This is a genomic window from Verrucomicrobium sp. (assembly GCA_028283855.1).
Classification (GTDB): domain Bacteria; phylum Verrucomicrobiota; class Verrucomicrobiia; order Methylacidiphilales; family GAS474; genus GAS474.
Window position 1 is genome coordinate 1,273,079 of record JAPWJX010000003.1, and the last position, 16,389, is coordinate 1,289,467.

Genomic DNA, 16,389 nt, shown 5'->3' on the forward strand with positions numbered 1-16,389 from the left:
TTATTTGGCCGGCAGGCGCCAGCCGACGTGGGGAGCGAGCCGCCAGAGGGCCAGCCCGGCGAAGCCGAGGATGGGGATGATGACGGCCAGCGGCGCGGGCAAGCGCCCGCCCGCCCCCAGGGCCAGGAAGAAGTTCCAGACGATGTAGAAGGCGAGCAGCAGGAAGATGGCGTTGAAGACCCCCGAGCTCACGTCCCGGCGGCCGTATTGGAGCCCCTGCGGCAAGGCGAAGCCGATGAGGATGAAGCCGATGAGCGGGGAAAAGAAAAGTTCCCACAGGCGCGTCCGGTAGGGGGCGGAGCGGGCAGCCTCCACATCGCCGTCGTGCAGGGTGTGGCGCAGGTCGGCCACGGTCATCTCGTCCGGGCGCAGGAGGATGCGGACCATCTCCTTGGGCGACTCGTGCCAGTCGGGCTCCGGCAGGTTCTCGTAGATCTGGCGGCTGGCGACGGTGCCGTCCGGATTATACGTGACGACCAGCGCGTCCTGGAAGGTCCAGTAATTGCCGTCCCAGGAGCCGGAGCGGGCGAAGACTTTCTGCGCGTCGCGGCCGTCGTCGTCCTGGTCGGCGACGTCGAGGCCGGTGGCGTTGTTCTTCCGGGGGTTGAGGGTCTGCGCGTACCAGGTGCGGTGGGAGGCGCGGTTGCGGTAGACCTGCGCCTGATGCATTCCCTGGGCGATCTCCGGGTTCCGCAGCGTGTTCATGATTTCCCGCTGCCGGGCGCGGGCCGATCCGCCCACGGTCAGGGAGATGCCGTAGAGAATGAGGGTGGCCACCAGCCCCAGTCCCAGGAAGGGCGTGAAGAGGGTGAAGGCGCTGATCCCGCCCGCCTGCATGGCCACCAGCTGGCTAGTCCGGTTCATGGAAAGCAGCGTGTAGAGCGTGGCGAAGAGGAGCGCGGGCGGCAGCACCATCGGCAGGATGTAGGGGAAGAACGCCTCGTAGTAGCTGAAAAGGAGGTCGTATTGGCTCCGGTTCTGGAGGAACTCGTTGAGGGAGCTGAAGAGGTCGAAGATGAAGGGCAGGAAAAGGCACGCCACCGCACAGAAAATAAATGCCTGGAGGAGGGCAACAAAAAGGTAGCGCAGGAGAATCTTCACGGTACGATCCCGAACTATTATGGCTAGCGAAGAGGTCCCGTTCGGGTCAATCGTCGAAGCGCAGATGCGGGAGTTGCAAGCCGCCGCCGGGCGCCTGGCCGAGACCCTGGACACCGTCCGTCTGATGGCGGAGACGGTTGTCGCCGCCCTGCGGGCCGGAAATAAAATTCTTTGCGCCGGCAACGGCGGCAGCGCCGCCGACGCCCTCCACATGGCGGAGGAGCTGGTGGGCCGCTACCGGACGAACCGGGTTTCCCTTCCCGCCATCTCCTTGACGGCCGACGCCACCGCCCTGACCTGCATCGGGAACGATTACGGGTTCGACAAGATTTTCTCCCGCCAGGTGGAAGGCCTGGGCCGCGGCGGCGACGTTCTGGTCCTCTTTTCCACCAGCGGCAACTCGGCCAATCTCCTGGAAGCCGCCCGTGAGGCGAAGGGAAAGGGGATCCTGGTCCTGGCCTTCCTGGGCAAGGACGGCGGGAAGCTGGCCCCGCTGGCCGACATCGCCTGGATCGCCCCCGGCGGTTCCCCGCGCGTCCAGGAGCTCCATACGTGGGCGATGCATTCCATCCTGGAGTGCGTCGAAGTCGCCTTTCCCGCCGCGGCATGAGCTTGGGGAAGAATTACCTGGTGTCGCTGGCGGTCTTTGCTGCCGCGCTGTGGTTTTTCCTCCACCAGCGCGGCGATGAGCTGGACCATCTGGCCCCCGCCTACGGCATTCATCAGCCGCAGGCCCAGGAGGAGGAACTCCAGCCCCTGGCCCCCACGGCCAGCCCGCAGGCGCCCTCCCTGTCCCCGCAGAGCGCCCCTGCCCCGACGGCGCCGACCATCGAGGTGACGCCGCGGGCCGGCGAGGGGTCCTAGTAGGATTTCCCGAAGACGACGCGCTGGGCGCTCGGCTTTCCGGTGAAGGGGCAGGTGCCGGGCTCGCCCTTGTCGAAGGGGATGCAGCGGATGGTGACTTTCAGGTCGTTCTTCAGCTGCTCTTCCAGCGCGGTGTCCCCGGCGAAGTGGGTGAGGGCGAAGCCGCCGTGGATCTCCGGCTTCTCCGCGTTCTGCGGAGTGAAGAAGGTGTAGAACTCCTCCTTGGTGTCGATCCGCTTCGTGTGCTCTTTCAGGTGGGCCTCGGCGCGGGCGTAGAGATTGCCTTGGATCTCCGCCAGGATGGCGGCGATGTTCGCGGCCAGCTCGGCGACGGGGACGGAGGCCTTTTCCTTCGCTCCCTTGTCCCGGCGGCCGACGAAGGCGCTGCCGGAGGCGAGGTCGCGGGGCCCGATCTCCGCGCGGACGGGCACGCCCTTCTTGATCCATTCCCAGCCCTTGGCGCTGCCGGTCAGGTCGCGCGCGTCGACTTCGACCCGCACGGCCTCGCCCGCGTAGCTCTGGGCGCGGAGGGAGGCGGCCAGCTGATGGCAGGCGTCCAGGACGGCCTCGCGCTGGTCCTCCTTCGGGATGACGGGGATGATGACCACCTGCGTGGGGGCCACGCGCGGGGGGAGGACCAGGCCGTCGTCGTCGCTGTGGGCCATGATCATGGTGCCGATCAGGCGGGTGCTGACGCCCCAGCTGGTCGTCCAGGCGGTTTCCTGCTTCTTGTCCCGGCCCAGGAACTTGATCCCGTAGGCGCTGGCGAAGTTCTGCCCCAGGAAGTGGGAGGTGCCCGCCTGCACGGCCTTGCGGTCCTGCACCATCGCCTCGATGCAGAGGGTGCGGACGGCGCCGGGGAAGCGTTCGTTGGCCGATTTCTCGCCCGTCAGGACGGGGAGGGCCAGGTGCTCGCGGGCGAAGGTTTCGTAGACGCCCAGCATCTTCTCGGTTTCCTCCTCCGCCTCGGCCTGGGTTTCGTGGGCGGTGTGGCCTTCCTGCCAGAGGAACTCGGTGGTGCGGAGGAAGACGCGGGGGCGCAGCTCCCAGCGCATGACGTTGGCCCACTGGTTGATGAGGATGGGCAGATCGCGGTAGGACTGGACCCAGCGGGCGTAGGCGGCGCCGATGATGGTTTCCGAGGTGGGGCGGATGATGTAGGGCTCCGCCAGCTTGCCGGAGGGGACCAGCTTGCCGTCCGGGCCGGCTTCCAGCCGGTGGTGGGTGACGACGGCGCACTCCTTGGCGAAGCCCTCGACGTGCTGGGCTTCCTTTTCCAGGTAGGAGAGGGGAATGAGGAGGGGGAAGTAGGCGTTCTTGTGGCCGGTCTCCTTGATCATCCGGTCCATCTGCTGCTGGATCAGCTCCCAGATGCCGTAGCCCCAGGGCTTGATGACCATGCAGCCGCGGACTTCGGAATTCTCCGCCATGTCGGCGGCGGTGATGACCTGCTGGTACCATTCGGGAAAATCGGCGGAGCGGGTCGGCGTGATGGCGGTGGCGGGGGCGTTCATGAGGGAAGCATCAAACTGGCGGGACGGTTGCCAATTTCAAGCCAGCTTATAAGGTAAGGGATATGAGCGAACGGACCGATCGTATGTCGGAGGTGATCCGGCGGGAACTGAGCACGTTGATCCAGCGGGAGGCCTCCCTGGAAGGGCAGATCGTGACGATCGCCAGCGTGGAGACTTCCCCCGACCTGAAGCACGCCTACGTCTACGTGAGCGCGATCGAGCAGGAGATGGGCAAGGGCCAGATCCTGGCCGCCATGAACAAGGCGCGGGCCGCCTGGCAGAGCGCCCTGGGCCACCGCATCGGGGCGAAGTTCACGCCGAAGCTCCACTTTCACTTCGACGAGGCGCAGGCGCGCGGCGACCGGGTGATGGAGCTGATGCAGGAAATCGAGCGCCAGAAGGAGGCCGAGCAGGCCATCCACCCGGACGAAGAGAAGCAGGGCTAATCCCTGCCTAAAGCCACCTAGGCCGCCATGATGCGGTCGATCGTCCCGCCCCAGGCCTCTTCCAGCTCGTCCAGGGTCCAGGCCATCCGGCTGCCGCCGTGGCGGAAGGCCAGTTCCTGGCCGCCCACCGTCCCGATCTTCCACGCCGGCACCCCGGCGGCGGAGCAGTGCTCCAGCACCTGGCAGAGGTTTTCCTCCGCCACGCTGAGGAGGACGCGGCTCTGGCTTTCGTTGAAGAGGGTGACGTCGGCGCGCTGATGTTCCGGCAGCTCGATGACGGCGCCCAGGGCGCGGTCCCGGCGCAGGCCCAGGCAGGACTCGACGGCCGCCAGGGCCAGGCCGCCCTCGCTCAGGTCGTGGGCGCTGCGCACCCAGCCGAAGCCGATGAGGGTCAGGATCGTCCGGTGGAGGCGGCGCTCCCGCTCCAGGTCGATCTCCGGCGTGCGGCCGCGCTTGTGGCCGTGGATTTCCTGCAGGTAGCTGGTGGCGGCGATTTCCCAGCCCCAGTCGCCCAGGAGGACGATGGCGTCTCCCTCCCGCTTGAAGGGCATGGTGGTGATCTGCTTTTCCTCCGCGATGAGGCCGACCATGCCGATGGTGGGCGTGGGATCGACGGGGCCGGCGGGAGACTGGTTGTAGAGGCTTACGTTGCCGCCCGTCACGGGGACTTCAAAGAAGCGGCAGGCCTGGGAGATGCCCTGCACGGCCTCTTTCAGCTGCCAGAAGATCTCCGGGTGGTGCGGGTTGCCGAAGTTGAGGTTGTCCGTGACGCCCAGGGGGACGGCGCCGCTCACCGCCAGGTTGCGCGCGGCTTCCGCCACGGCGATCAGGCCGCCGCGCCGGGGATCCAGCAGGCAGTAGCGGGCGTTGCAGTCGACGGTGGCGGCCAGGAACCGCTGTTTGCCGTCCAGGTTCAGGCGGATGACGGCGGCGTCGCTCCCCGGCGGAACGGCGGTGCCGACGCGCACGGTGTGGTCATATTGGCGGTAGACCCACCGTTTGCTGGCCAGGGAGGGGGCGGAAATCAGGCGCAGGAGCGCGGCGCGGTAGTCGGCGGGTTCCGGGGCCATGGAGGGGTCAAAGCGGTTGAGCTCCTCCTGGTGGTCGGGCATGCGGGCTTCCCGGTGGTAGATGGGGGCCTCGTCCGTCAGGGAGCGGGCGGGGATTTCCACCACGACTTTGCCGTGGTCCTTCACGCGCATGATGCCGTCGTCGGTGACGCGGCCGATTTCCGCCACGGGAAGGTCCCATTTTTCGAAGATGGCGCGGACGGTCGACTCATGCCCCTTGCGGACGATGATGAGCATCCGCTCCTGGGATTCGGAGAGCATGACCTCGTAGGGGACCATGCCGGGCTCCCGCTGGGGGACGTATTGGAGGTCGATCTCGATCCCGGCGCCGCCGCGCGCGGCGGTCTCGCAGGTGGAGCAGGTCAGGCCCGCCGCGCCCATGTCCTGGACGCCGACGACGGCCTCCGGATGGGCGAAGAGTTCCAGGCAGGCCTCCAAGAGGAGCTTGCCCAGGAAGGGATCGCCCACCTGGACGGCGGGGCGGTCGGCCTTGGAGCCCTCCGTCAGGTCGCGGGAGGCGAAGGCGGCCCCGGCCAGACCGTCGCGGCCCGTGCGCGCGCCGACGTAGAAGACGGGGTTGCCGATGCCGGTGGCCTTCCCCAGGCGGATCTCCCCCTTGCGCAGGATGCCCAGGCAGAAGGCGTTGACCAGGGGGTTGCCCTGGTAGGAGTCGTCGAACTGGACCTCGCCGCCGACGGTCGGCACGCCGATGCAGTTGCCGTAGTGGGAGATGCCGCCCACCACGCCGGAGAGGAGCCGCCGGTTGTGCCGCGCGGCGGGGGAATCCCCCCGGATGTCGCCGAAGCGCAGGGAATTGAGGCCGAAGATGGGGCGCGCCCCCATGGTGAAGATGTCGCGCAGGATGCCGCCCACGCCGGTGGCCGCGCCCTGGAAGGGCTCGATCGCGCTGGGGTGGTTGTGGGACTCGATCTTGAAAGCCACGGCCCAGCCCTCTCCGATGTCCAGGACGCCGGCGTTTTCCTCCCCGGCCTTCACCAGCACGGTGGGGCCGGTGGTGGGGAAGTGCCTGAGCTCCGGGCGGGAGTTCTTGTAGGAGCAGTGCTCGCTCCACATGACGGAGAAGATGCCCAGCTCCGTCCAGTTCGGCGCGCGGCCCAGGATCTTTTCGATGCGCTGGTATTCCTCCGGGGTCAGGCCGTGCTTGGCGACGAGCTCCGGGGTGATGGCGGGTTCCTGGATCATGAGCGGGCCTTTCCGGCGGAGGCGGCGTCGAGGACGGACTGGAAGAAGCCCAGGCCGTCGTCCGAGCCGAGGATGGGCTCCGCCGCGCGTTCCGGGTGGGGCATGAGGCCCACGACGTTCCCGGCGCGGTTGCAGATGCCCGCGATGCCGAGGGCGGAGCCGTTGGGGTTGAGCGGGCCGTCCGGCACGGTCTTGCCGTCGGCGTCGCAGTAGGTGAAGAGGATCTGGCCGTGGTGCTGCAGCTCGGCCAGGGTGGCCGGGTCGGCGTAGTAATTGCCTTCCCCGTGGGCGATGGGCAGCTCCAGGACCTGGCCGGTGCGGTAGCGGCGGGTGACCAGGGAGTCGGGCCGCTCCACGCGGACGCGGGCCGTCTCGCAGCGGAAGTGGAGGTCGCGGTTGCGCAGGAGGGCGCCGGGCAGGAGGCCCGCTTCGCACAGAATCTGGAAGCCGTTGCAGATGCCGATGACGGGCATCCCCTCCGCGGCCGCCTTCTTCACCGCCGCCATGACGGGGGCGAAGCGGGCGATGGCGCCGCAGCGCAGGTAGTCGCCGTAGGAGAAGCCGCCGGGGACGATCACGGCGTCGGCGCCGTGCAGGCTCTCCTCCTTGTGCCAGAGGTAGCGGGCGTCCTGCTTAAGGACGTCGCGCAGGACGTGGAGGCAGTCCTGGTCGCAGTTGGAGCCGGGGAATTGAAGGACGGCCCAGCGCATTTACTTCGCCTCGATGCGGAGGGAGTAGTCCTCCACCACGGGGTTGGAAAGCAGCTCGTGGCAGATCGATTCCAGGCAGCGGCGCGTTTCCGCGTCGTCCTGGGCGACTTCCAGCTCGATGAACTTCCCCACGCGGGCGGAGGAGACGCCGACGAGGCCCTGCGCCTCGATGGCGCGGCGGACGGCCTCTCCCTGGGGGTCCAGGACGCTTTTCTTCGGCGTGACGATGATGCGGGCGATGGGCATGGCTATTTCTTTTTCTTGGGCGGTTTGGGGGTTCCGAGGCCGAGCTTGCGGAAGGTCCCGGCGACGTGCCGGAAATGCTTGTCGAGGGAGCAGGCCTCCGCGATCTCCTTGGCGGAGAGGTGGCGCGTGATGGCGGCCGATTCCCGCGCGTGCTCCACGAAGGGCCGGCCCGACTTCCAGCAGGCCATGGCGGCTTCCTGCACCGCCTCGTAGGCGTCCCGGCGCGGGGTGCCGTGGTCGGTGAGGGCCAGCAGCAGGCTCTGGGAGCCGTAGAGGCCGCGCGTCAGCTCCAGGTTGCGGAGCATCCGCTCCGGGTAGACGACCTGCTTGGCCACCAGGCCGTCCAGCTTGGAGAGCATGTAGTCCAGGGCGGTGGTGGCGTCCGGGAAGATGACCCGCTCCACGGAGGAGTGGGAGATGTCCCGCTCGTGCCACAGGGCCACGTTTTCCAGCGCCGCCACGGAATGGCCGCGGATCAGGCGGGCCAGGCCGCTGAGGCGCTCGCCGATGATCGGGTTGCGCTTGTGCGGCATGGCGCTGCTGCCCTTCTGCCCGGGGGCGAAGTATTCCTCCACCTCAAGAACCTCGGTCCGCTGAAGGTGGCGGAACTCCGTTGCCCAGCGGTCGACGCTGCTGGCGATGAGGGCCAGCGTGGTCATGAAGTGGGCGTGCCGGTCCCGCTGGATGATCTGGGTGCTTAAAGCGGCGGGCGTCAGGCCCAGCTTGCGGCAGACGAAGGCCTCCACCCGCGGGTCCAGGTGGGCGTGCGTGCCCACGGCGCCGGAAAGCTTCCCCACGGCGATCTGCGCCCGGGCCTCCTTCAGGCGCGCCTCGGCGCGGCCGAACTCGTCATACATGAGGGCCAGCTTCAGCCCGTAGGTGAGGGGCTCCGCGTGGATGCCGTGGGAGCGGCCGATCATGGGGACGTAGGCGTGCTTCTTGGCGGAGGCGGCGATCGTCCGGCGCAGAGAGCGCAGGCCGTCCAAAAGGATGTCGGCGGCGGCCCGGAGCTGCAGGGCCAGGGTGGTGTCCAGAAGGTCGGAAGAGGTCAGGCCCTGGTGGATCCATCGGCCCGGGGGGCCGACGTGGACGGCCACTTCCTCCAGGAAGGCCAGCACGTCGTGCTGCGTCCGCTTCTCATTCTCGCGGACCTGTTCGATCCGGTAGGCGGCCTTCTTTCGCACCGTGCGGGCGTCGGCGGCGGGAATCTGGCCCAGCTGCGCCATGCCCTCCACGGCCAGGATTTCGATCTCCAGCCAGTGGTCCAGCTTGGTCTTTTCTTCCCACAAGGCCCGCATGGCGGGGCGCGTGTAACGTTCGATCATCGAGCCGCCCACGCTAGGGTGTGGGCCGATTTTATCAACTCCTGGGTTGTCGGGACGGTGCTTTTACATTATAAGCACGGCCAAGATGGTTCGCATCCTCCTCATCCTGGCCATATTGGGCGGGATTATTACCGGCGTTTTCGGCTTCCTCACCAATGGCAAGAAGAAGGAGGCTGAACTGGCGCGTGAGCAGGCGGAGACCTCCCTTTCCACCACCAAGACGGAGCTCACCAAGACCTCCAAGGACCTGAAGACCGTCCAGGTCAGCCTGACCGACGCCAACGGCAAGATCACCGACCTGACGACCAAGAACCAGGGCATCCAGGCCCAGCTGAAGGACGCCCAGTCCAAGGCCGCCGACCTGGAAACCCGCGCCTCCGCCGCCGAGGAAAAGGCCAACGCCGCCCAAGCCAAGCTTTCCGACACCGAAAAGCAGGTCGGCGCCGAAAAGGCCGCCGTGGCCGAGGCCAAGAAAAAGGCCGACGACCTGGAAAAGAAGCGCCGGGAAGTCGAAGACCAGCTCCAGAAAGCCAACGCGGAGGCCTCCCGCCTGAAGGACGTCATGGAACGCTCCAAGACCGGCACCCTGCCGCCCGGCATCATGGGGAAGATCGTCAGCGTCAACCGGAACTGGAACTTCGTCGTCCTCAACATCGGCGAGAAGGACGGCCTGGTGGAAAACGGCGAACTGATCGTCTCCCGCAACAAGCAGGTCATCGGCCGCGTCCGCATCGTCTCCACGGAGGCCAACACCGCCGTGGCCGACATCGAGGTCAACACCCTCCAGGGCCAGATCGAAACCGGGGACGACGTCCTCGACTAGCCGAAATGAAATTCCGCCTCTTTTGCCTCGCCTGCCTGGCCGCCCTTACCGTGGGCTGCGCCAGCTCCGGGGACTCCGCCAGCGCCTCCTCCAACGACGTCGACGCCAGCGGCCAGCCCGTCTCGACGATTCCGTGGAACCGCCCCCAATCCTGGGAAACGGGCGGGGCGCTCGGCAGCATGATGGGCCAGTAAAAGGCCCCGGCCCTGCCGCGGTTTTCTATCGTTTAAAGGTCTTTTTCCGGCGCAGGCCGCCCGTTGCGGCTGGCCTGAAAGGATTCCTTTTCCAGCTCTTCGACCGGCTTTTGGGGGCCGGGAGTCTCGCTGATTTTCACCACCGGCTGGTTCTTTCGGGAACCTTCGCCCGTATGCTCGCCCTGTTTTTTCTTGGTCGGTGACATGGTGGGGATCCTCCTTTTCCCTTAGCCTAGGGGTTCCGGGAAAATTGGCAAGGTGGGGCTTTTTAGGGAAAACGGCGCTCCGATAGCCGAATTACCCTTCATGAAATCCCAGGCCTCTTGTGCCCTTCGCTTTGCCGAACCCCATGAAGCCAACCGGCTTCGCAACCATCCCCGGCAATTGGCCGACGCCCTGGCGGAGGTCTCCATCTCGGCGGCTCAGGAGAATATCCTAAAGGGGAGCCACCCGGATGGCCTCGATGCCGCGGCCCACAATTTATTGAAGGCGGTCTATGATTCCCGCGAGGGCTTCCCGGAGTGGACGGTGGTCGACGCGCATCGACTCCTTGCGAAAAAGGCCGAAAAGATCGTCGGCAGGGAAACCATGCAGGCCCACGCCGAAGAGCCCTGGCACCCCCACGGTTCCAAGGCCCATCTCCAATACCCGACCCTGCCTTTGTGGAACCAGGCCTCGCACTTTCTCGATCAGCGGCACGATGCGTACCGGGCTTTCCTGGACGCGGAAAAAGGGAAGGAGCTGGCCGCTGTGATGAGCGGACAGGCTCGCCGGGCCGAGGCCGTCGCCCCCGAAAAGAAACCCAGCTTCCTGGACCGGTTGCTGCACCGCAGCTAACTAGCTGACGGCCGCCAGCTAGCCACTCATAGCCAATCACCCCTTATGAAATTCCAAGCCTCTTACGCCCTTCGCTTTGCCGAGCCCCATGAAGCCAACCGGCTTCGCAACCAGCCCCGGGAATTGGCCGACGCCCTGGCGGAGGTCTCCATCGGGGCGGCCCAGGAGAGCATTCAGACGGGGGGGCACTATCCAGACGGCCTCGATACCGCGGCCCACAATTTATTGAAGGCGGTCTATGATTCCCGCGGAGACTTCCCGGATTGGACGGTGGTGGACGCGCATCAACTCCTTGCGAAAAAGGCCGAAGAGATCGTCGGCAAGGAAACCATGCGGGCCCACGCCAAGGAGCCCTGGCACCCCCACGGTTCCAAGGCCTATCTCCAATACCCGACCTTGCCTTTGTGGGACCAGGCTGCGCTTTTCCTCCACTTGCGGCATGACGCCTACCGGGCTTTCCGCGAGACGGAAAAGGGGAAGGAGCTGGCCGCCGCCATGAACGGACAGGCCCGCCGGGCCGAGGCCGTCTCCGTGGAGCCCGAAAAGAAGCCCAGCTTCCTGGACCGGCTGCTGCACCGCAGCTAACTAGCTGACGGCCGCCAGGGAGTGATGCCCGGCCACTCCCCGGTCTAAGAGCCGGCGCAGGGCGGGCATGCTCTTGAGCGCCGGGTCTTTCCGGAAGAGCGCCTCCGCGTCCGTCCGGGCGCGGCGCAGCATCTCCCAGTCCTGCACCGGATCGCCGAAGCGCAGGGGAGGGAGGCCGCTTTGGTCGGTTCCCAAAATGTCCCCCGGGCCGCGAATGCGCAGATCCTCCTCCGCGATGCGGAAACCGTCGGTCGTCTCCTCCATGATCTTCAGCCGCCGCCAGCTGTCGGCGCTGCGCGGCTGGCCGATGAGGACGCAGTAGGACTTGTTCCCCCCGCGGCCGATGCGGCCCCGCAGCTGGTGCAGCGCGGCCAGGCCGAAGCGCTCCGCGTTCTCGATCACCATGATGGTGGCGTTGGGGACGTCGACACCCACCTCGATGACCGGCGTGCTGACCAGCACCTGGATCTCCCCCGCGCGGAAGCGGGCCATGACCCGCTCCTTTTCCTCCGGCTTGAGCCGCCCGTGCATGAGGCCGACGACGGCGGGGGAAAGCTCCGCCTGGAGATGTTCGAACTCCTTCTGCACCGCCTTGGCCTCCACCCGCTCCGATTCGTCGATCAGGGGGTAGACCACGTAGGTCTGGCGGCCGGCCGCCACCTCCTCCCGGACGAATTTCCAGACCTTCGGCAGGTCCTTTTCCGAGCGGCAGGCGGTGATGATCCGGCCCCGGCCGGGCGGCAGCTCGTCCAGGATGGAAACGTCCAGGTCCCCGTAGACCGTCATAGCCAGCGTGCGGGGGATCGGCGTGGCGGTCATGACCAGGATGTCCGGGTGCCGCCCTTTCTGCGCCAGCGAAAGCCGCTGCATGACGCCGAATTTGTGCTGCTCGTCGATGACGATGAGTCCCAGCCTGTCGGCGGCGAAGGAATCGTAGAGCAGCGCGTGGGTGCCCACGGTGATCGCCCCCTTGCCGCCGAAGAGGCTCTCCAGCATCGGCGCGCTGTCCAGGGGGGAGCGGTCCCCCTTCTTCTTGGAGCCGGTATGGAGGCCCACGGAGACGCCCAGCGGCTCCAGCCAGCGGCGCAGGTTGAGGAAATGCTGCTCGGCCAGGATTTCCGTCGGCGCCATGAGGGCGGCGTGTTCCCCGCGCTCCACCGCGCAGAGCATGGCGTAGACGGCCACCATCGTCTTCCCGGAGCCGACGTCCCCCTGGAGCATCCGGTTCATCGGCGTGGGCAGGGCCAGGTCGCGCGCCAATTCCCCCATCACCCGCTGCTGCGCCCCGGTGGGGGAAAAGGGGAGGCTCTGGACGAAGGCGGCGGCCAGCGCGGAGGACGGGGCCTGGCGCTCCCGGCGGACCTTCTCCCGGCTCATCCGGCGGCGGGAAAGGACGCACTGCTGGAGGAAGAACTCGTCGTAGACCAGCCGCTGGCGGGCCTGGTGCTGCTTTTCCCAGCTGGTGGGGAAGTGGATCTCCCGCACCGCCTCCGGCAGGCCCATCAGCTCCGCCGGGACGGGGAAGGGATCGGGCAGGTCCAGGGGGGCCTTCTGCGTGGCGTAGTAGAGGATGCGGCGCAGGACGCGCTGGGAGAGGCCCTCCGTCAGGCCGTAGATGGGGGTGATCCGGCTTAGATGGATGTATTCCTCGTCGTCCCGCTCCACGATTTCGAATTCCGGGTGGACCATGGTCCAGTGCTTCTTTCCCTTCTTGAGCTTTCCGTGGAAGACCACCTCCCTGTCGGCAACGAGCAGCTTTTGCAGGTAGTGGACGTTGAACCACATGGCGTGGAGGGCATCCTCCGGCCGGATGACGGAGGACCCGCTGGGGGAGAGAACCACCTCAAAAACCGTCCGCCCGCCGCGCCAACGGCTCTGCCGGGCCTGGAGGATTCGCCCCTGGATGGTGACCGCCTCCCCTTCCGCCGCCATGGCCAGGGGGACGGAATGGGCCCGGTCCTCGTAGCGGCGGGGGACGTAGAAAAGAAGGTCTCGCTGGGTGTGGAGACCCAGGTGGGCGAAAAGGTCGGCCCGCTGCGGACCGATGCCGTAGACGGCGGCCAGGGGGGTGTCGTCGCTGGAGCCGTTCATTCGGCCTCGGGGAGGGGATGGCCGCAGGCCTGGGCGAAGGTGCGGAAATGGCGCTTGGCCACGCGGGCCAGGGCCTCTTCCCCCTGTTTGGCGTGGATTTCCTTGGCCAGCGCCAGGACGGCGGCGGAGGCCCCCTTCGGCAAGGCGCGGCCGATCTGGTCTCCCAGCTTTTCCAGGCGCAGGAGGAACTCGGCCCGGGCCAGGATGGAGGCGGCGGCCACGGCGACGTCGGACTCGGCCTTCGTCCGCTGCACCAGCTCGATCTTCTTCCCCCGCTCCTTCAGCGCGCGCTGGAGGATGGCCGGGTTGGCGAACTGGTCGGAAACGGCGCGCGGGCAGTGCGGGATGGCGGTCAGCAGGTTTTCGATCGTCGTGGCGTGGCCCCAGGCCAGCAGGCGGTTCAGGTTGCGGAACTTCCCGTGCAGCTCGTTGTATTTCTCCGGGTTCATCGTGATGACGGTGCAGCGGGGGCCGACGATCTCCCGCACCGCCTCGGCCAGTTCCTTGGCCCGCTTGTCGCTGCCGATGAGCTTGCTGTCCTTGATCCCGGCCTCCAGGAGCCGCCGGGCGGTCTCCCCGTCCGTGTAGACCCCGGCGACGACCAGGGGGCCGAAGAAGTCCCCCTTGCCGCTCTCGTCGATGCCCAGGTGGGGCTCGAAATGCTCCGGGTGGTGGACGGCGTCGTAGCCCAGGCGGGCCTCGCCGACGATCTCCGGCTCGATGAGGAACTCGACCAGCTCCGCCGCGCCCTTCCCCTGGACCAGGAGCTTGCCGGAGAGGTAGGCCTGGACGCCGACTTTCTTCTCCTTCCGCTCGGCGCGGAAGTGGCCGTAGGGGAGCTCGGAAAAGGCGAAGCCCTGTTCCTCCAGCCGTTCGCGCAGCTTCGCGACTTGACCCGGATCGAGGGTGAAGGTGAAGCTGCTGGGCGTCGTCATGCCGGTTTCCCGCAAATTAAAGCGTCCCGCTTCCCCGGCTGCCAGCACTTTGCCGCCGGAGGTCGTCCGCGCCTTTCACCGGGACCTGGCGGCCTGGTACGCCTGCGTCCGGCGGGACCTGCCCTGGCGCCGTACGGCCGATCCCTACGCCATCACCGTCTCCGAGTTCATGCTCCAGCAGACCCAGGTGGCCACCGTCATCCCCTATTACGAGCGGTGGCTCCGCGCCTTCCCGGACTGGCGGGCCCTGGCCGCCGCCGCGCCGGAAAAAGTCATCAAGCAATGGGAGGGCCTGGGCTACTACCAGCGGGCCCGCAACCTGCAAAAGCTGGCCCAAGCCGTCGCCGCCTTGCCGGGAGCCCGGTTGCCGGAAACAGTGGAGGGATTGCGCGCGCTGCCCGGCATCGGGCCCTACACGGCGGGGGCGGTTGCCAGCCTGGCCTTGGGGAAGCGGGCGGCCCTTTTGGACGGGAACGTCATCCGGGTCTTCGCCCGCGTCTTCGGGATCGAGGAGGAAGTGGGCCGCCGCGACGTGCAGCTGCGGATGTGGGCCATCGCCGAGGCGCTCCTGCCGGAGGCCGCCCGCTGCGCCGACCACAACTCCTCCCTCATGGAGCTGGGCGCGCTGGTCTGCGCGCCGCAGAACCCTTCCTGCCTCCTTTGCCCCCTGCGGAAGGTCTGCCGGGTTCCCGGCAGCCGCCTGCCGAACAAGGCGCCGCGCGCCGTGGAGCGGCGGGAGGAAGAGATCGCCGTCATCGCCCAAAAAGGGAAGTGGTGGTGCGAGCAGGCCCCGGAAAAGGGCCGCCTGGGCGGCTTCTGGCGCTTCCCCCATTGGGATGCCGCTACCATGGCGCGGGGGAAGCAGCTGGCGTCCTTCCTCTATTCGATCACCAAATACCGCGTCACCCTGACCGCCTGGGAGGCCTCCTTCCAGAAAGGGGCGGCGCTTCCGCCGGGCCGGTGGTGTTCCCGTGCGGAGATGGAGGCCCTTTCCATGCCCAGCGCCCATCGGCGCTTGCGGGACCTCCTGCCGGACGCGTAGCGTACGGCCCTCATGGAAGTTCTCTCGGCATTGGTCTGCGACGCGGCGGAAGATTACCAGGGCAAGCTCTGCGTCCTGGGCGCGTTTGACACCCTGATGGCGCACCAGTTCCCCGTGGCCCATCCGCACTGCGCCGTGGCCCTCCGCCTCCTCTTCCGCGCTCCGGACGAGGGGCGGCACGTCTTCTGCGTCCGCCTGATCGATTCGGACGGCGCCGCCTCCATCCCGGAAATGCGGATGGAAATGGACGTGCGCTTGCCGGAGGAGCTCTATTTCCTTTCCCGGAACCTGATCCTCAACCTCCAAGGGCTTCCCTTCGCCTCGCCGGGCCAATACTCCCTGGACGTGATGATGGACGATTCCATGGTGGCCCGCATCCCGCTCCAGGTCATCGCGCTGAAGCCCTATGCGGGCGAGGTCGAGCCCTAGCCCTAGCGGCGGTGGAACCACTCGTCGTTCGGGTCGGCCAGCCGCGGCTGGCTCGGGATCGAGGGTAGGGCCGGCGCCGCCGGGCGGGTGATCGGTTTGACCGGCGCGGGCATCGCGATGGGGCGGGGGGTGGTGAGCGTCGTTCCCGATAAAGTCCGGGCCGTGGGCGCCTGGGGCACCGCGGGAGCGGTGGGCGCCGCCGATCCCGCCAGGGCGGGAATGGCGGGCAGGGCTGGATTGGCGATGGAGCCCTCCGGCACCTTGATCGCCACGGAGCCGAGAGTTCTTGTTCCCGCCGCCGAGGGGCTCGGGGCGGTGATGTCGTTGGCCGCCATGGACGGCTTTTCCAATTCGCCGAAATCGATCGGCCGGATCAGGTCGGGATTGATTCCCTTGGGCGCCGCGGACTCCTTCTTCAAGGCGGCCTTGGCCTGGCCGTCTTTCTCCTGCAGGGGCTTGGAGGTGTCGCTGTTCAGGCCGGTGATGAGCGGCTTGTAGCCGGTCTTGGAGGCGGCGTTCGTTTTCGTGGCGGCGTCGCCCGGCGTGACGGGGGCCAGGGGGTCGATGGACTTGCCCGGCTCGCGTAGGCGCCCCGCCGCCTCGGCGGTCGCCGCGTTGGTCTGGAGCTGGTCGGCCGCCGCCTTTTCCTGCGCCTGCTGGGTCTGGACGCCTTTGAGGAGCCAGTTCTTGTCGTTGTCTTTGGACATCGCCTTGGCGGGTTGTTCCGGCGCGGCGGCGGCAGCGGGGGCCTGGATATCCGGGGCGCTCTCCGGCGCGGGCAGGAGCAGCGTCGGCATTGACGGCGGCTGGAGGGAGCTGGGCGGAGGCGGGGCAGCCTGGGGCGCGGGGGCGGCCTCTTCCGCCCGTCCGGTCAGAATGGAAAGGCCGAAAACGGCACAGGCCGTCCCGGCGCGCACGAAGCGCGCGGCGCGGGGAAGGGCGCCTTTCTTCACTACCTAAAGGATACCGCCCCG

The 16,389-nt window shown here is 67.6% G+C and carries 19 protein-coding genes; 9 read left to right on the plus strand and 10 right to left on the minus strand.

Features of this window, described 5'->3' with window-relative positions; translation table 11 throughout:
• On the minus strand, positions 1 to 1,101 hold the full coding sequence (locus PW734_07495) for an LptF/LptG family permease (GenBank protein MDE1171035.1): 1,101 nt from the start codon (positions 1,099 to 1,101) through the stop codon (positions 1 to 3).
• Positions 1,102 to 1,120: 19 nt separating this feature from the next.
• Between PW734_07495 and PW734_07500 the strand changes: the two genes are divergently transcribed.
• Both PW734_07500 and PW734_07505 read left to right on the plus strand, forming a co-directional pair.
• Positions 1,121 to 1,711: an SIS domain-containing protein gene (locus PW734_07500; protein MDE1171036.1), complete on the plus strand. Its 591-nt coding sequence runs from the start codon at positions 1,121 to 1,123 to the stop codon at positions 1,709 to 1,711.
• On the plus strand, positions 1,708 to 1,965 hold the full coding sequence (locus tag PW734_07505; protein ID MDE1171037.1) for a hypothetical protein: 258 nt from the start codon (positions 1,708 to 1,710) through the stop codon (positions 1,963 to 1,965). Before PW734_07500 ends, PW734_07505 begins: the two co-directional genes overlap by 4 nt.
• Here the strand turns inward: PW734_07505 and proS are convergent.
• Positions 1,962 to 3,479 carry a proline--tRNA ligase gene (gene proS / locus PW734_07510; GenBank protein MDE1171038.1) on the minus strand — a complete coding sequence of 506 codons (1,518 nt, stop codon included), beginning with the start codon at positions 3,477 to 3,479 and terminating at the stop codon, positions 1,962 to 1,964. The two genes, PW734_07505 and proS, sit on opposite strands and share 4 nt — an antisense overlap.
• 62 nt (positions 3,480 to 3,541) lie before the next feature.
• Between proS and rbfA the strand changes: the two genes are divergently transcribed.
• Positions 3,542 to 3,925 (plus strand): 30S ribosome-binding factor RbfA, encoded by a 384-nt coding sequence (gene rbfA, locus PW734_07515; GenBank protein ID MDE1171039.1) that lies wholly within the window; start codon positions 3,542 to 3,544, stop codon positions 3,923 to 3,925.
• A 17-nt stretch (positions 3,926 to 3,942) separates the two neighbouring features.
• Here rbfA and purL read toward each other — a convergent pair whose 3' ends face one another.
• Genes purL through purB form a run of 4 tightly spaced genes read right to left on the minus strand, consistent with a single transcriptional unit; the run spans position 3,943 to position 8,479 of the window.
• On the minus strand, positions 3,943 to 6,198 hold the full coding sequence (gene purL, locus PW734_07520) for a phosphoribosylformylglycinamidine synthase subunit PurL (protein MDE1171040.1): 2,256 nt from the start codon (positions 6,196 to 6,198) through the stop codon (positions 3,943 to 3,945).
• A complete protein-coding gene (purQ, locus tag PW734_07525; GenBank protein MDE1171041.1) occupies positions 6,195 to 6,908 on the minus strand; it encodes a phosphoribosylformylglycinamidine synthase subunit PurQ in 714 nt (237 codons plus the stop codon). Before purQ ends, purL begins: the two co-directional genes overlap by 4 nt.
• Positions 6,909 to 7,154, minus strand: coding sequence for a phosphoribosylformylglycinamidine synthase subunit PurS (purS, locus tag PW734_07530; protein ID MDE1171042.1), 246 nt, complete (start codon positions 7,152 to 7,154; stop codon positions 6,909 to 6,911).
• Between the two features lie 2 nt (positions 7,155 to 7,156).
• Positions 7,157 to 8,479 carry an adenylosuccinate lyase gene (gene purB / locus PW734_07535; GenBank protein ID MDE1171043.1) on the minus strand — a complete coding sequence of 441 codons (1,323 nt, stop codon included), beginning with the start codon at positions 8,477 to 8,479 and terminating at the stop codon, positions 7,157 to 7,159.
• An 85-nt stretch (positions 8,480 to 8,564) separates the two neighbouring features.
• Between purB and PW734_07540 the strand changes: the two genes are divergently transcribed.
• Together PW734_07540 and PW734_07545 are read left to right on the plus strand one after the other, a co-directional pair.
• Positions 8,565 to 9,302, plus strand: a complete 738-nt coding sequence (locus PW734_07540) for a hypothetical protein (protein ID MDE1171044.1) — start codon at positions 8,565 to 8,567, stop codon at positions 9,300 to 9,302.
• Between the two features lie 5 nt (positions 9,303 to 9,307).
• Complete coding sequence (locus PW734_07545) at positions 9,308 to 9,496, plus strand: hypothetical protein (protein MDE1171045.1); 189 nt, start codon at positions 9,308 to 9,310, stop codon at positions 9,494 to 9,496.
• 32 nt (positions 9,497 to 9,528) lie between these two features.
• Here PW734_07545 and PW734_07550 read toward each other — a convergent pair whose 3' ends face one another.
• Positions 9,529 to 9,702, minus strand: a complete 174-nt coding sequence (locus PW734_07550; protein ID MDE1171046.1) for a hypothetical protein — start codon at positions 9,700 to 9,702, stop codon at positions 9,529 to 9,531.
• A 100-nt stretch (positions 9,703 to 9,802) separates the two neighbouring features.
• Here PW734_07550 and PW734_07555 point away from each other — a divergent pair, with 100 nt between their 5' ends.
• Both PW734_07555 and PW734_07560 read left to right on the plus strand, forming a co-directional pair.
• Positions 9,803 to 10,333 carry a hypothetical protein gene (locus tag PW734_07555; GenBank protein ID MDE1171047.1) on the plus strand — a complete coding sequence of 177 codons (531 nt, stop codon included), beginning with the start codon at positions 9,803 to 9,805 and terminating at the stop codon, positions 10,331 to 10,333.
• Between the two features lie 45 nt (positions 10,334 to 10,378).
• Positions 10,379 to 10,918 carry a hypothetical protein gene (locus tag PW734_07560; GenBank protein MDE1171048.1) on the plus strand — a complete coding sequence of 180 codons (540 nt, stop codon included), beginning with the start codon at positions 10,379 to 10,381 and terminating at the stop codon, positions 10,916 to 10,918.
• On the opposite strand, the gene recG is transcribed toward PW734_07560, so the two are convergent.
• Both recG and rnhC read right to left on the minus strand, forming a co-directional pair.
• Positions 10,919 to 13,009, minus strand: coding sequence for an ATP-dependent DNA helicase RecG (gene recG, locus PW734_07565; GenBank protein MDE1171049.1), 2,091 nt, complete (start codon positions 13,007 to 13,009; stop codon positions 10,919 to 10,921).
• Positions 13,006 to 13,944 carry a ribonuclease HIII gene (rnhC, locus tag PW734_07570; GenBank protein ID MDE1171050.1) on the minus strand — a complete coding sequence of 313 codons (939 nt, stop codon included), beginning with the start codon at positions 13,942 to 13,944 and terminating at the stop codon, positions 13,006 to 13,008. The genes recG and rnhC overlap by 4 nt, the downstream gene beginning before the upstream one ends.
• On the opposite strand from rnhC, the gene PW734_07575 reads away from it, so the two are divergent.
• Both PW734_07575 and PW734_07580 read left to right on the plus strand, forming a co-directional pair.
• The gene (locus tag PW734_07575; protein MDE1171051.1) at positions 13,916 to 14,986 is read left to right on the plus strand and encodes an A/G-specific adenine glycosylase; all 1,071 of its coding nucleotides are present in this window, start codon (positions 13,916 to 13,918) and stop codon (positions 14,984 to 14,986) included. The two genes, rnhC and PW734_07575, sit on opposite strands and share 29 nt — an antisense overlap.
• Positions 14,987 to 14,998: 12 nt before the next feature.
• Positions 14,999 to 15,415, plus strand: a complete 417-nt coding sequence (locus tag PW734_07580; protein MDE1171052.1) for a hypothetical protein — start codon at positions 14,999 to 15,001, stop codon at positions 15,413 to 15,415.
• Positions 15,416 to 15,417: 2 nt separating this feature from the next.
• Here PW734_07580 and PW734_07585 read toward each other — a convergent pair whose 3' ends face one another.
• Entirely contained in the window at positions 15,418 to 16,368 is a 951-nt protein-coding gene (locus PW734_07585) for a hypothetical protein (GenBank protein ID MDE1171053.1), read from the minus strand.
• Positions 16,369 to 16,389: the final 21 nt, after the last annotated feature.

Bases quoted from the DNA above. Each gene is read 5' to 3' on its own strand.
- purB (MDE1171043.1), bottom strand. From the start codon at position 8,479: ATGATCGAACGTTACACGCGCCCCGCCATGCGGGCCTTGTGGGAAGAA.
- proS (MDE1171038.1), bottom strand. From the start codon at position 3,479: ATGAACGCCCCCGCCACCGCCATCACGCCGACCCGCTCCGCCGATTTT.
- rnhC (MDE1171050.1), bottom strand. From the start codon at position 13,944: ATGACGACGCCCAGCAGCTTCACCTTCACCCTCGATCCGGGTCAAGTC.
- purL (MDE1171040.1), bottom strand. From the start codon at position 6,198: ATGATCCAGGAACCCGCCATCACCCCGGAGCTCGTCGCCAAGCACGGC.
- purS (MDE1171042.1), bottom strand. From the start codon at position 7,154: ATGCCCATCGCCCGCATCATCGTCACGCCGAAGAAAAGCGTCCTGGAC.
- PW734_07555 (MDE1171047.1), top strand. From the start codon at position 9,803: ATGAAATCCCAGGCCTCTTGTGCCCTTCGCTTTGCCGAACCCCATGAA.
- PW734_07500 (MDE1171036.1), top strand. From the start codon at position 1,121: ATGGCTAGCGAAGAGGTCCCGTTCGGGTCAATCGTCGAAGCGCAGATG.
- PW734_07580 (MDE1171052.1), top strand. From the start codon at position 14,999: ATGGAAGTTCTCTCGGCATTGGTCTGCGACGCGGCGGAAGATTACCAG.
- PW734_07560 (MDE1171048.1), top strand. From the start codon at position 10,379: ATGAAATTCCAAGCCTCTTACGCCCTTCGCTTTGCCGAGCCCCATGAA.
- purQ (MDE1171041.1), bottom strand. From the start codon at position 6,908: ATGCGCTGGGCCGTCCTTCAATTCCCCGGCTCCAACTGCGACCAGGAC.
- PW734_07505 (MDE1171037.1), top strand. From the start codon at position 1,708: ATGAGCTTGGGGAAGAATTACCTGGTGTCGCTGGCGGTCTTTGCTGCC.
- PW734_07545 (MDE1171045.1), top strand. From the start codon at position 9,308: ATGAAATTCCGCCTCTTTTGCCTCGCCTGCCTGGCCGCCCTTACCGTG.
- PW734_07550 (MDE1171046.1), bottom strand. From the start codon at position 9,702: ATGTCACCGACCAAGAAAAAACAGGGCGAGCATACGGGCGAAGGTTCC.
- recG (MDE1171049.1), bottom strand. From the start codon at position 13,009: ATGAACGGCTCCAGCGACGACACCCCCCTGGCCGCCGTCTACGGCATC.
- PW734_07540 (MDE1171044.1), top strand. From the start codon at position 8,565: ATGGTTCGCATCCTCCTCATCCTGGCCATATTGGGCGGGATTATTACC.
- rbfA (MDE1171039.1), top strand. From the start codon at position 3,542: ATGAGCGAACGGACCGATCGTATGTCGGAGGTGATCCGGCGGGAACTG.